13 protein-coding genes and 1 pseudogene are annotated in these 12,072 nt (G+C 46.0%); 12 read left to right on the top strand and 2 right to left on the bottom strand.

Going from position 1 to position 12,072, the window contains the following annotated elements; translation table 11 throughout:
• Positions 1-292: 292 nt before the first annotated feature.
• The 4 genes and pseudogenes from ACFQ0C_RS39155 to coaD all read left to right on the top strand — a co-directional run.
• A pseudogene (locus tag ACFQ0C_RS39155) lies at positions 293-550 on the top strand (YhjD family protein); the annotation flags it as partial.
• 96 nt (positions 551-646) lie between these two features.
• The gene (locus tag ACFQ0C_RS25555) at positions 647-949 is read left to right on the top strand and encodes a YolD-like family protein (RefSeq protein ID WP_379370761.1); all 303 of its coding nucleotides are present in this window, start codon (positions 647-649) and stop codon (positions 947-949) included.
• Positions 950-1,455: 506 nt separating this feature from the next.
• Positions 1,456-2,016 carry a 16S rRNA (guanine(966)-N(2))-methyltransferase RsmD gene (rsmD, locus tag ACFQ0C_RS25550; protein WP_379370759.1) on the top strand — a complete coding sequence of 187 codons (561 nt, stop codon included), beginning with the start codon at positions 1,456-1,458 and terminating at the stop codon, positions 2,014-2,016.
• A 33-nt stretch (positions 2,017-2,049) separates the two neighbouring features.
• Complete coding sequence (gene coaD, locus ACFQ0C_RS25545; RefSeq protein WP_379370757.1) at positions 2,050-2,553, top strand: pantetheine-phosphate adenylyltransferase; 504 nt, start codon at positions 2,050-2,052, stop codon at positions 2,551-2,553.
• Between the two features lie 11 nt (positions 2,554-2,564).
• Here the strand turns inward: coaD and ACFQ0C_RS25540 are convergent, their stop codons facing one another.
• Positions 2,565-3,869: a nucleoside recognition domain-containing protein gene (locus tag ACFQ0C_RS25540; protein WP_379370755.1), complete on the bottom strand. Its 1,305-nt coding sequence runs from the start codon at positions 3,867-3,869 to the stop codon at positions 2,565-2,567.
• 133 nt (positions 3,870-4,002) lie between these two features.
• Between ACFQ0C_RS25540 and ACFQ0C_RS25535 the strand changes: the two genes are divergently transcribed.
• Positions 4,003-5,109, top strand: a complete 1,107-nt coding sequence (locus ACFQ0C_RS25535) for a SepM family pheromone-processing serine protease (RefSeq protein ID WP_379370753.1) — start codon at positions 4,003-4,005, stop codon at positions 5,107-5,109.
• 72 nt (positions 5,110-5,181) lie between these two features.
• Here the strand turns inward: ACFQ0C_RS25535 and ACFQ0C_RS25530 are convergent, their stop codons facing one another.
• Positions 5,182-6,420: a nucleotidyltransferase gene (locus tag ACFQ0C_RS25530; RefSeq protein ID WP_379370751.1), complete on the bottom strand. Its 1,239-nt coding sequence runs from the start codon at positions 6,418-6,420 to the stop codon at positions 5,182-5,184.
• A 129-nt stretch (positions 6,421-6,549) separates the two neighbouring features.
• On the opposite strand from ACFQ0C_RS25530, the gene ACFQ0C_RS25525 reads away from it, so the two are divergent.
• The 7 genes from ACFQ0C_RS25525 to fabG all read left to right on the top strand — a co-directional run bounded on the left by ACFQ0C_RS25525 (position 6,550) and on the right by fabG (position 11,957).
• On the top strand, positions 6,550-7,095 hold the full coding sequence (locus ACFQ0C_RS25525; protein WP_258212453.1) for a YceD family protein: 546 nt from the start codon (positions 6,550-6,552) through the stop codon (positions 7,093-7,095).
• Between the two features lie 42 nt (positions 7,096-7,137).
• Positions 7,138-7,311: a 50S ribosomal protein L32 gene (gene rpmF / locus ACFQ0C_RS25520; protein ID WP_171651660.1), complete on the top strand. Its 174-nt coding sequence runs from the start codon at positions 7,138-7,140 to the stop codon at positions 7,309-7,311.
• Positions 7,312-7,508: 197 nt separating this feature from the next.
• Positions 7,509-8,129, top strand: a complete 621-nt coding sequence (gene fapR / locus ACFQ0C_RS25515; protein WP_258212452.1) for a transcription factor FapR — start codon at positions 7,509-7,511, stop codon at positions 8,127-8,129.
• Positions 8,113-9,117 (top strand): phosphate acyltransferase PlsX, encoded by a 1,005-nt coding sequence (gene plsX, locus ACFQ0C_RS25510; RefSeq protein ID WP_258212451.1) that lies wholly within the window; start codon positions 8,113-8,115, stop codon positions 9,115-9,117. The genes fapR and plsX overlap by 17 nt, the downstream gene beginning before the upstream one ends.
• 3 nt (positions 9,118-9,120) lie before the next feature.
• Positions 9,121-10,107 carry a beta-ketoacyl-ACP synthase III gene (locus tag ACFQ0C_RS25505; protein WP_308861682.1) on the top strand — a complete coding sequence of 329 codons (987 nt, stop codon included), beginning with the start codon at positions 9,121-9,123 and terminating at the stop codon, positions 10,105-10,107.
• Positions 10,108-10,139: 32 nt separating this feature from the next.
• The gene (gene fabD, locus ACFQ0C_RS25500) at positions 10,140-11,078 is read left to right on the top strand and encodes an ACP S-malonyltransferase (RefSeq protein WP_379370747.1); all 939 of its coding nucleotides are present in this window, start codon (positions 10,140-10,142) and stop codon (positions 11,076-11,078) included.
• Between the two features lie 138 nt (positions 11,079-11,216).
• Entirely contained in the window at positions 11,217-11,957 is a 741-nt protein-coding gene (gene fabG / locus ACFQ0C_RS25495; protein ID WP_379370745.1) for a 3-oxoacyl-[acyl-carrier-protein] reductase, read from the top strand.
• Positions 11,958-12,072 lie beyond the last annotated feature (115 nt).

Below are 12,072 nucleotides of genomic sequence, written 5' to 3'. Positions count from 1 at the left end.
CATGTTGTTAGCTTCCCTCATTCACTGTAGTATTGTTTATTAAAACACAAAAACCCAAAAGACGGGCACTTTTTTCAAAGTGTCTATCTTTCGGGTCACAGTTCAGTTGGGATTGAGGGCTGCTTTTTTATATGGGAAAATTCCCTCTTGAAATACGAATAAATGTTCGCTATTCTGGATAATATACAAACGTGCGTTCTTATTTTTGGAGGCGGTGTTCGGTGAAAAAAGCAACATTACTTACACCTGGTGTACTTCAACTCGTTAAGTTGGGGATTATCTTACCTGTCATGTTGATGTGCTTCAGCGTGATATTAATCTGATGAATCAAGTTAAGCTGAAACTAAATATTCTTTATGTCATGAGTCTCGGCAAGGCGCAGGACAGCGCTCACTCTGAGTTAATGGAATTGGAGACAGAGCTGTGTAAGCGAGGTATAAAGATTATTGAAGAAGTTGCGCAGCAGAAGGGATACAGGCAAACTTTAAATGCCGCGGCTACGATCATAATCTTTTGCTCTAGTGGGAGAAGGTTAGAACGGAAATCCTAGAAAAAGATAGCCATTACTGGGTATTAAATTAAATGGAGAGTGACAGTGGAAATGGGAAAAAGCTTGAAAGGCAATGGAAGGTGGGAGAGCAGCAGGATGATGTTACCAGAACACAAAGACAGGATTAATTTACATAACGAGCAGAAGAATAAACAGACGAAGCCCGAGTTGACTGAAGAGGAGCAGCAGGAATTGTATGGCAGACTAAGATCATCAATGCTGCATACACTCCGAGCCAGCATAATAGTGTTTAAGGAATACGGTAATAGACAGATTAATGGGGTTGTAGATTGGATAAACCCACGGACACATCTCATTAAGGTGGATATAGGGGCAGACTGGGAGTTGATTGATTTCAAGGATGTGTTGAAGGTTGAATTAGATACTCCAGGATATTGAACGTAAGAAATCACCCTTTGAGATAACTCTGAGGGTTTTATTATTTGAACAGTTATATTAATAGAAGAAAAACGATTCGTGAATACATTTGTAGGAGCTAGCAGATGAGTATATAGGTGCAACATATTTGAACCGATATGAAATAATATGAAGCATTATTTTCTGGTGGACAATTGGTGGACAATCACAAAAAAATAGACTGCTATACACAGGATAGATGCTTCTGTTATACAAGAAAAATCAATATATATAAGGGTTCTTGGGTGTCCGTACTAGTAAATAAATTCGGGCACTCTTTCGAGTGCCCTTCATGGGAGAGGAGAAACCGGACGAAGAACTTATGGGGAACGTAAGTCTTCTCCGCGGTTGTCTACGACATTTTCGGATGTCGATAATATAAGGATGAACACATTTTTAGGAAAGTATACATGAATGTGACAAAGTTTTGTGCAAAACTTTCCGTTTATGGTACGATAGTATTACTATCCAGTAGAAGGTGGAAACGCATGAGAGTTATTTCAGGTAGTGCTAAGGGGAGGCCGTTGAAGGCTGTACCCGGTACAGGGACGCGTCCAACAACCGATAAGGTTAAGGAGGCGATTTTTAGCATGATCGGCCCTTATTTTGATGGAGGGCATGTGCTGGATTTGTTCGCCGGAACCGGCGGATTGAGTATAGAAGCGCTCAGTAGAGGGATGGAGCGGGCTGTGCTGACGGATATCGACAAGAAAAGCATCGATACTATTCGACACAACTTGGAGGTATCAGGGTTTAAGGAGCAGGCAGAAATTTACCGCAACGATGCACTTAGGGCAATAAAAGCTTTAATCAAAAGAGAGGCGAAATTCGATCTCGTATTTCTGGATCCGCCTTACCGCTTGAAGGTGGTCCAAGACTTAATTGAGCAGCTTGACCAGGCAAATATGCTGAATGAGGGTGCTACCATTGTAATGGAGCATGACGCCGCGGATGTATACGAAGAGCCTATCGGACGACTACAATGGGTTCGAAGAGCAGAGTATGGTGACACAGCGGTTACGATTTACAAAAACAGAGTACAAGACTAGCGGGTAATGTTAAAGGGAGAGTTGGAATCATACATGTCACAAGAACATTTTGGAATGAAAATAGCCGTGTATCCAGGCAGCTTTGATCCTGTTACAAATGGACATTTGGATATTATTCGCCGATCGGCGAAGGTCTTTGATAAATTAATTGTAGCGGTTTTGAATAATACCAGCAAAAATCCGCTTTTTACTGTAGAGGAACGGACAGAATTGCTTCGGAAAGTAACCAGTGATCTGCCGAATGTAGAAATCGATAGTTTTCGCGACCTCTTAATTAATTATATGAAAGATAAAAATGCGCACCTCATTGTGCGCGGCTTGCGGGCGGTATCCGATTTTGAATACGAATTGCAAATGGCATCAACCAATCAGAAGCTGGATGAGAATATTGAGACCTTTTTTATGACATCAACACCAATGTATTCGTATTTAAGCTCCAGTATAGTTAAAGAAGTTGCCCGGTTCCATGGACCTGTAGGCGATTTAGTGCCTGTTGAGGTGGAAAAAGCGCTTCACGGTAAATATGCCCGAAGCTAGCAGCTGGCTGACTAGCGCTTATTTTTGTGCGGTTTAAGATCGCTATGAGATAAAACAAATGCTGTAAATACTGATAAGACCAACATAATGATTACAATGCAGCTAAACCATAACATCATCGGACTGACCAGTGGCCACATGTTGAGGTTGTGGATGTTTACGCTGTTAGAGGCCTCAGCTGTAAACGATAAAAAGACCGGCGAGGTTGATTGTTCGATCCAGCTAGCTATCGGATGCCAAAGTGTACCTGTTGAGATAAAGGCAACGACAGAATGCAGCAGGCGTGTACGTAAAAATGCAGAGTAACGAATGTCTGTGCCAATCGTAAAGCTTTTAACTTGAGCGTGGATGGATAGTCCACCCCAAGCGAACAACGCGCTTAAAACGGCGTATTGCCAGGGATCAGAAAAAAGCAGGTTTTGACCCATTGTATATGCTCCTAAGTGGGCTTCGAATAAACCCGGCATGACCGAAGACAACAATTGTTCCACATCAGAAGCAGAGTCGAGTCCTAAGTTGGAAAACAGCATACTTACATAAGGGATTATTTGGCTTAAGGAAATAGCGTGGATGAGTACAGAAAATATCATAATTAGACCCCCTACAGCCATCAGGTGCTGTACGGAGTGCACAACGGAATCGCCAAGCAGCTTGCCAAAAGTACGTCCGTCTGCAGCTTGCGCTCTCTGAAGATCTGAAATGCTTTTGTTGAATAAACCTTTACGTGGCTGCGATCGTGCTTCTGCGCGGCGGTTGGTAACAACTTCGGGCTCAGCAATGGTTCGGACAAATGTAAGCCTTTGAAAAACTGCGATTAAAAAAACGGAGCCATAATGAAGTATGGCCAATACAAGTCCAGCTTTTGCGTTTTGCAAAAAACCGACTCCGACAACCGTAATCAGAAAGACAGGGCTGAGTACATGACTCAATGTCAGCAAACGCTCTGCTTCATCTCTCGTAACAAGCTTGTCACGCCGGAGTCCGCCTACGGCGATGACGCCACTTGGAGCCCCCGCGGTCAAGCCTGTGGCGATAGCCCAACCGCCAATTCCTGGCAGCTTGAACAGCAGGCGCAAAAGCGGCTCCAGAAGAGCGCCTAGTCCGTGCAATATGCCCATTCCGCGAAGAATTTCGGTAATAATCAGAAACGGAAGCAGGGCGGGGAAAACCAGTTTCCACCAGATGGACAACCCCTGCAGCGATGATTGGAACGCTTGATCAGGGAATACTATGATACATATCACAAGCAGTAAAGCCAGGCAACCTAACAGCAGGGTGGTTAAGCGCCCAGAGGACATCATTCTTAAGCGTACCATGAAGACCAACTCCGTATGACAGGATGGTACATGTTTACGCTTTGTCCGAATAGTTTAGACCTAGCCTTGGGAATCAACCATGCGGGCAATCCCAGCACTGATAAGCAGCACAAGCGGTTGAGGGGGAATTTAAATGGGAGAAGCAAGAGAAATGAAACGCGCTTCAAGGATTATTGTATCTGTATTTATCGCAATTGCATTAGTATATGGCGTTTATTTCATGCCTCTGCCGTTGTTTATATTTTCAGCAGGCACTGCAGAAACGATTCAACCGATGGTGCATGCGAAGCCGAATGGATCAGAGAAACGTGGAGCCTTCATGCTTACAACGGTTCGGGTCAGTGATGCTTCTGTGTTTGGATATTTAATGTCCTTCGTTCATCCGTATGATGAGCTGCGCAGAAAAACAGAGTTGCTGAGAGATAACGAATCGGAGCAAGAATATACGCAGCGTCAGGAAGTAAGCATGCTGACTTCACAATCCAGCGCTATTCAAGCGGCTTATCATATGCTGGGAATACCTTATCATATCAGCAATGACGGTGTTGTAATCATGCAGATTTATAAGGATTTTCCCGCGGCGGAGATATTGGAAGCAGGCGATTATATTGTAAAAGTGGATGACAACCCAATCCAACTAAGCGAGGATCTGCAGAAGCAGCTAAAGGGTAAAAAGGCAGGTGACACGGTAACGATTGCCTACAAACGAAAAAACGTTACCCGCACGGCTCAGATCAAGCTGGCTCAGCTTCCTCTTGAGAAAGGAGCTGCCCCTGTAAAAGAAGAGGATCGACGTGTTGGATTGGGTGTAGTTCCTGCTAATGTTCAAAGTGTAAAGGCGAATAACGGGGACAAGCAGGTCACCATCAAGGCTGGTGAAATCGGCGGGCCTTCTGCTGGTCTAATGTTCTCCCTGGAAATTGTCAATCGGCTAAGCACCGATGATATTACAAAAGGCTATAAAATTGCAGGTACTGGAACCATTGATGATAAAGGTAACGTAGGGGTAATTGGCGGTATTCAGCATAAAATAATAGCTGCCGATCAGGCGGGTGCGGAAATATTTTTTGCACCAAAGGATTATACTTCCCCCAAAGGGGAAAAAATCCCTAATTATTCAGATGCGGTAAAACGAGCAAAGGATATAAACACAACTATGAAAATAGTGCCAGTCGGCAATATGGATGATGCTCTGCAGTATTTGAAAACATTGCCTGAGAAGCCTGTTAAAGCGGGTTAAATGCCCTAACCATATCTGTGTGAATTGAAGCTTTTACTGTTGTATAGTTGATTTTACAGGTGCTGCTACTTGCTACCGTTCTATTCGAACCGGCGGCTCATAATAATCGCGAAAAAAATCTTGTTTAGAAGCGGATGCATATGCAAGTGCATAAATGGATGTGGCTTGAATATCCAACTCCAAGAGTGGAGAGGGGTTGGTTATTGAAGCTACTTTAGTTATTATTGGAACACGGGCTGTTGTTTTCATCTTTTTTAGCAGCTCTTGTCCCTTATTGCTAAAGCCGAGTACACGCAAGTAGGGAACACCATGCGCGAGAAAGCTCGGGGATAGCTGCTCTTTCGTGTGATTAAGCAGGATACGCAGAAGCATTCGCTGTAGCTTGGTGCGTGTATAGCGTTTTGTTTTAAGAAGCGCTACCAGCTTTTCTACCAGGTCGGTTGAGCCGGATAATTCAGGCAGTGCCTGCTTGATACGGTACTCAAGCCCTTCGGTGACCTCGTGAAACGTAGAAAGTTGGGCAGGACTATGATGCAGCAGCTGTAGCAGCAGAGGCTTAGCATAGTGCTCCCAGCTGATAGGAGCTCTTCCTGCTTCCCATTCGTGCCTGAGGACACTCATGGTGCCCTCAGGCACGAATGAGACGATCTCCTCCAGCGTCTTTTTCTCGAACAGGATGTGCCGCAGTGCGGTAGCGCTGGCAATGGCAGCATCCGTAATATCCTGTTGGTTATACTCTGCTTTTTGTCGAGTAATGGTGAGTGGCTCTATTCGGCTTTGCAGCCTGCGTAGTGCGATCAAATAATGCAGTCCCAGTGTGTTGTTAGGTTTGGCAAGCTCAGCCGCGTCAATTCCGGGTATATGAGTGGCAACTGCTTTTCCGTAGGCGGCTGGATAAGATAGGCCTGTTTTAAGCTCCTGCTGAAGCAAGGAGTGGAAGGCAGCCGATTCATCGTGCATAACCGCGGATACTTCATTTAGAGAGGCAATGTCGCCGCCCTCGCTGCCGAAGCAGAGACTGTCAACGACACCTGTCGCATCAAGCGCGGATACAGCTCCATACGCAAACCATTCAGCGGGTTGGGTGGAATAAGCGACAGGCAGCTCGATTACGAGATCAACACCCATACGCAGAGCCATTTCGGTCCGCGCCCATTTGCCAACCATTGCCGGTTCACCTCGCTGCAGGAAATGACCGCTCATTATGGCAATGACAGCATCAGCGCCCGAGCTTTTTTTGGACTGTTGGAAATGATAATAGTGACCGTTATGTAAAGGGTTGTATTCAACAATCAAACCGACGGTTTTCATTTTTTGTCTCCTTCCGCAGCCCAAGGTTAAGTTAGAACTGAATAATTTTCACTATAGCATGATCTGAAAATCTTGACAAAATATAAGGATTATCGCTATAATAATCTTTGTTTGTTTGGGGTGATACTCATGTTCATTCGTTTAAGAGAGTTGGCACAGAAAGCTGACACGGTACATATTGATGAAGTCGTCGATTTGACCGGTGTTTTTATGCAACGCAACGATTTACTGGGCTTTGGTCCGCTGCATGTTAAGCTGCATGCGCAATATCAAGGTGAAGTGGCTGAGGTGACTGGAGAATTGAGCATCGATGTGGAGCAGCCTTGTTCCCGATGTTTGGTTCCGGTAAAGCAAAAGCTCGAGATTCCTTTTCACGAAACGTTTGCCCGAGCTGCAGATGAGTCGAAACCGGATGACGATGATGAATTTGAATATCATGAAGATGATTATCATGAGAATGAAGAGATTCATTACGTCAAGGATGAGAAGATAGAATTGCTTCCCTATGTGTTAGAAAATGTTGTGCTGGCTTTACCGTTAGTACCGCTGTGCGGTGAAGATTGCCAAGGATTATGTCCGGTGTGTGGAACGAACCGTAATGAACATGCTTGCGGCTGCAAGCAGGATAATACGGATCCAAGGCTCGCCGGATTAGCGGACTTTTTTAAAGAATAAGTTTTCTTACAGGTTATGAATTCGTTGAAGGAGGTGGGATATATGGCAGTACCTCAAAGAAGAACATCCAAGACACGTCGCGACAAGCGCCGTACTCACTTTAAATTGGTAGTACCAGGCATGGTGAAGTGTGACAGTTGTGGTGAATTGAAATTGGCTCACCGCGTTTGCAAAGTGTGTGGATCGTACAAGAAAAGAGAGATCATCAAGCAATAATTTCTCTCAAACCAAAACGATAGTACTTCATCCTAGGGTGAGGTACTATTTTTTTCATCGCTTTTCAGGCATGATTTTACTTCCCTTTTCTATAGCAATCCATTATACTATCTCTTATTACTTGGTCATAAGATATAGTGATATCACATAAATGATATGAAACTAAGAATCGTTTATTTAAGCAAGGCTACTAAAGAATGATGATAAAGGTGGTGTTTGATATCGAACGCCTTCCTAAACGTCAGCGTCAGCAGCAGCTGGCCGGAGCCATCGACGAGAATCCTTTTATTACGGATGATGAATTGATGCGAACGTTTCAGGTCAGTATTCAGACGATACGATTAGACAGGATGGAGCTCGGGATACCCGAGCTGCGCGAACGGATCAAGCTGATGGCAGAACAATCCTATGATCAGGTTCGCTCATTACCTTTGCATGAGGTGATAGGCGACGTTATCGATCTGCAGCTTGATAAGACAGGGATATCCATGTTTGAAATTAAAAATGAGCATGTATTTTCCAGAACCAAGATTGCGCGCGGACATCATGTTTTTTCTCAAGCCAATTCATTGGCTGTCGCTCTAATTAATGATCAAATTGCATTGACGGCGGCAGCGGATATCCGTTTTGTGAGGCCAGTTAAGCTTGGTGAGAAATGTATTGCCAAAGCCTACGTGCGCTCGATTACAAAAGGTAAAGCCAAGGTGGAGGTTTTCACTTACGTTGGCGAGGAAGTAGTTTTTCAAGGTAATTTCATCATCTATCACTCAGCGAAGGAACGTACGGAGGGAGGAGAGCCTGATGCGGATAGCGATTGATGCAATGGGCGGGGACAATGCTCCCGATGTAGTAGTAACTGGTGCGTTGGAGGCAGCCAAGGAGTGGGGTGACATAACCGTCATTCTGGTTGGAGATGCGTCAAAGATTGAGCCGCTCATAAACAAAGCTGGAGGGAAACCTCAAAATGTGGAAATTCGCCATGCAGCTGAAATCATTGAAGCGGACGATGAGCCGGTAAAAGCAGTCCGACGTAAGAAAGACGCCTCCATGGTAGTGGCGGGGCGTATGGTACATAATCGGGAAGCTGATGCGATGATTTCAGCAGGAAATACAGGAGCATTGATGACTACCGGCTTGCTCGTTGTCGGCAGGATTAAAGGGATTGACCGCCCGGCGCTTGCTCCTATGATTCCTTCCATGGATGGAAAAGGGATGCTGGCTCTGGATTTGGGCGCTAATATGGACGCGACTGCAGAGCAGCTGCTTCAATATGCTATAATGGGCAGCATTTATAGAAATAAAGTTGACGGCATAGCCAAGCCGAGAGTCGGGCTGTTGAATGTAGGTACGGAAGCGATGAAAGGCAATGAATTGACCAAGGCCGCTTATCCGCTGTTGGAACAAGCACCCATTCATTTCATAGGCAATGTGGAATCACGCGATGTACTCAGAGGACCCTGTGACGTGCTCGTATGCGATGGATTCGCTGGTAATATTATGCTAAAGTCTGTAGAAGGCGCGGCATCCGTTATCTTTTCTACGCTAAAAACAGAATTTCTAAGAAACTTTGCGACCAAGCTCGCTGCTTTGGTGTTGAAACCTGGTTTAAATCGGTTTCGTCGCAGCTTTGATTATACGGAGCATGGTGCGGCACCGCTTCTGGGTATTAACGGTTTGCTGTTGAAGAGCCATGGTTCTTCCAATGCTACAGCTATCAAAAATGCAGTTCGTCAAGCAAGGATTGCATTGCAGAACGACCTGGTAACAAGCATCTCAACGGAAATTAGTAATGGAAGCGAGTTGTAATTTATGAGCTTACTGCCAGTAGGCATTATTGGGACAGGAAAATATGTGCCCGATCGGGTATTGACGAATAAAGAATTGGAACAAATGGTTGAGACGAATGACGAGTGGATCGTATCTCGTACAGGGATTCGCGAACGCAGATTGGCTAGCGTCGAGCAGGCTTCCTCCGACCTGGCATATGAAGCTTCGATACAGGCATTGCAGGCAGCTGGAATCACCGCAGAGCAGCTGGATTTAATTATCGTAGCCACAATCACTCCGGATATGTCTTTCCCGTCGACAGCATGCTTGCTGCAGGATCGGCTTGGAGCGAAGAAGGCTGCGGCCTTTGACCTGTCAGCGGCTTGCTCCGGATTTATTTATGGATTAGCTAACGCCTCCAATTTTATTGCTATGGGTCAATATAAATACGCTTTGGTTGTTGGTGCTGAATGCCTGTCCAAAATTACGGACTATACGGATCGTAACACCTGCATACTATTTGGTGACGGATCCGGTGCTGTTGTACTTGGAGAGGTTGCCGAAGGACGGGGCTTCAAATCGTTCGAGCTTGGGGCAGACGGCTCAGGCGGAGAACTGCTGAAAGTAACTGGTGGCGGCTCCCGTTGTCCGGTGTCTTCGCAAAGTATAGAAAATAAACAGCATTTTATTTATATGGCTGGCAGCGAGGTGTTTAAATTTGCTGTTCGCATCATGGGGAATGCTGCTGAGGAAGCTCTGCGCAAAGCTGGAATGGACAAGAGTGCCATTGATCTGCTTGTTCCGCATCAGGCTAATATTCGAATTATCCAATCAGCGTTAAACCGATTAGATCTAAGCGAAGACAAGTGCATGATTAATCTTCATAAATACGGTAATGTGTCAGCAGCTTCTATTCCTATCGCTTTGGCGGAAGCCGTTGAAGAGGGAAGAGTAAACGAGGGCGATTGCCTGGTTCTGGTTGGCTTTGGCGGCGGCTTGACTTGGGGAGCCTCTGTTATTGTTTGGTAAAGGATATAGCATTAATAAAGGGAGCTGTTAAAATGGGGAAAGTAGCATTCGTATTCCCGGGCCAAGGAGCGCAAGCCGTTGGAATGGGACGCGATATTTACGAGGCTGACGCTTTAGCTAAACAAGTGTTCGAGCGTGCCGATGAAGCTCTGGGCTATTCGCTATCCTCGATTATTTTCAATGGACCTGAAGCTGAATTAAAGATAACTTATCATACACAGCCTGCTTTATTGACAACAAGCATTGCTTACCTGGAGCTTTTTAAGGCCAAAGGTCTTCAGCCTGACTTTGTCGCAGGCCACAGCTTAGGTGAATACAGCGCGCTTGTTGCTGCTGGAGTGCTTGGATTTGAAGATGCAGTTCGCACAGTTCGCGCACGAGGCGAATTTATGGACCAGGCAGTACCGAGTGGACTCGGTGCTATGGCTGCTGTGCTCGGTGCGGAGCGAGATGCGCTGCAGCAGTTGTGTAAAGAGATTTCCGGGGCAGTCGGCGTAGTGGAACTGGCTAACTTGAATTGTCCGGGACAGATTGTTGTGTCCGGAAGCAAGGAAGGGGTTCAGGCTCTAGTCGAAAGAGGCAAGGAAATCGGGGCAAAGCGGGTTATACCGCTTGAAGTTAGCGGGCCATTCCATTCTTCCCTGATGAAACCGGCATCGGATCGACTATCCGCTGTTTTGTCAGAATTGCCGATGCAAACCGCCGCTGTGACAGTCGTTGCAAATGTGACAGCGCGTCCTGTACTGGAGCCTCATGAAATTCGTGGGCTGCTGGTCGATCAGGTTCATTCCTCCGTCTTGTGGGAGGATAGTGTAGCTTGGTTGATCGAACAGGGAGTTGATACTTTCGTAGAGATAGGATCGGGAACGGTTCTCGCAGGCTTGATCAAGAAGATCGATCGTTCAGTAAAAATATACTCGATCAACAGCAAGGAAGCTATCGATCAATTTCAACTGGAACCTACGGTTTAAGTGTGTCCCGTAAGGGACGAAAGCGATCCCCAATCAAACGTAGCTCAGGTGCACCAGCGGGTGTCCAGAGGGTGGTAGCCCTTTGGAGCCCTCCCGGCGGGGAGGGTTTGGGTGGGGTTAACAAAAGGAGGAAGCAGCATGCTAGCTGGAAAAGCAGCTTTGGTGACAGGGGCTTCCCGGGGCATTGGCCGCGCTATTGCGCTGTCTCTTGCTGAAGCGGGAGCTGATGTGGCCGTAAACTACGCTGGAAGCGAGGCGGCAGCCGCTGAGGTTGTTAGTCTGATCGAAGCGATGGGTCGTAAAGCAATTAAGGTTAAAGCGGATGTCAGTTCCTCTCAGGAAGTTGAGGACATGTTTAAGGTTGTACTTGAAACCTTTGGCAAGCTGGACATACTAGTGAATAACGCTGGCATAACCAGAGACAATTTGATTATGCGTATGAAGGAAGACGAATTTGATCAGGTTATCGCTACCAATTTGAAAGGCGTATTTAACTGTGTTAAGGCAGCCACACGCCCGATGATGAAACAGCGCTCTGGTCGAATTATTAATATATCGTCTGTTGTTGGGGCTCTTGGCAATCCTGGACAAATCAATTATGTGGCGGCTAAGGCCGGTGTAATTGGTATGACCAAATCGGCTGCCAAGGAACTAAGTTCCCGAGGCATCACTGTTAATGCGGTTGCCCCCGGCTTTATCGAGACGGATATGACTGACAAGCTGTCGGATGATACGCGTGCGCAGCTTCTGCAGCAAATCCCTCTTGCGCGGCTAGGCCAGCCGGAGGATATAGCCAAAGCCGTACGTTTCCTGGCTTCGGAGGACGCTTCTTACATGACTGGACAAACCATCCATGTGGATGGCGGCATGTATATGTAAGCGGATTTTGAAATGTCGCGCAACACTGAATTGTTGCAATATTTGTTTTTTTTAATGGAGCTTGCGCTTGCTATGGCAATTTGTCCATAACTCCAGTATAATACCAAAGGAGGAG

The organism is Paenibacillus sp. GCM10027630, from assembly GCF_042676305.1.
Taxonomy (GTDB): Bacteria; Bacillota; Bacilli; order Paenibacillales; family NBRC-103111; genus Paenibacillus_S.
The sequence above is the reverse complement of the archived record's forward strand: the minus strand, read 5'-3'. Positions and strand labels throughout refer to the sequence as shown.

Bases quoted from the DNA above. Each gene is read 5' to 3' on its own strand.
- coaD (WP_379370757.1), top strand. From the start codon at position 2,050: ATGTCACAAGAACATTTTGGAATGAAAATAGCCGTGTATCCAGGCAGC.
- ACFQ0C_RS25535 (WP_379370753.1), top strand. From the start codon at position 4,003: ATGGGAGAAGCAAGAGAAATGAAACGCGCTTCAAGGATTATTGTATCT.
- rsmD (WP_379370759.1), top strand. From the start codon at position 1,456: ATGAGAGTTATTTCAGGTAGTGCTAAGGGGAGGCCGTTGAAGGCTGTA.
- rpmF (WP_171651660.1), top strand. From the start codon at position 7,138: ATGGCAGTACCTCAAAGAAGAACATCCAAGACACGTCGCGACAAGCGC.
- fapR (WP_258212452.1), top strand. From the start codon at position 7,509: ATGATGATAAAGGTGGTGTTTGATATCGAACGCCTTCCTAAACGTCAG.
- ACFQ0C_RS25540 (WP_379370755.1), bottom strand. From the start codon at position 3,869: ATGGTACGCTTAAGAATGATGTCCTCTGGGCGCTTAACCACCCTGCTG.
- ACFQ0C_RS25505 (WP_308861682.1), top strand. From the start codon at position 9,121: ATGAGCTTACTGCCAGTAGGCATTATTGGGACAGGAAAATATGTGCCC.
- ACFQ0C_RS25555 (WP_379370761.1), top strand. From the start codon at position 647: ATGATGTTACCAGAACACAAAGACAGGATTAATTTACATAACGAGCAG.
- ACFQ0C_RS25525 (WP_258212453.1), top strand. From the start codon at position 6,550: ATGTTCATTCGTTTAAGAGAGTTGGCACAGAAAGCTGACACGGTACAT.
- plsX (WP_258212451.1), top strand. From the start codon at position 8,113: ATGCGGATAGCGATTGATGCAATGGGCGGGGACAATGCTCCCGATGTA.
- fabD (WP_379370747.1), top strand. From the start codon at position 10,140: ATGGGGAAAGTAGCATTCGTATTCCCGGGCCAAGGAGCGCAAGCCGTT.
- fabG (WP_379370745.1), top strand. From the start codon at position 11,217: ATGCTAGCTGGAAAAGCAGCTTTGGTGACAGGGGCTTCCCGGGGCATT.
- ACFQ0C_RS25530 (WP_379370751.1), bottom strand. From the start codon at position 6,420: ATGAAAACCGTCGGTTTGATTGTTGAATACAACCCTTTACATAACGGT.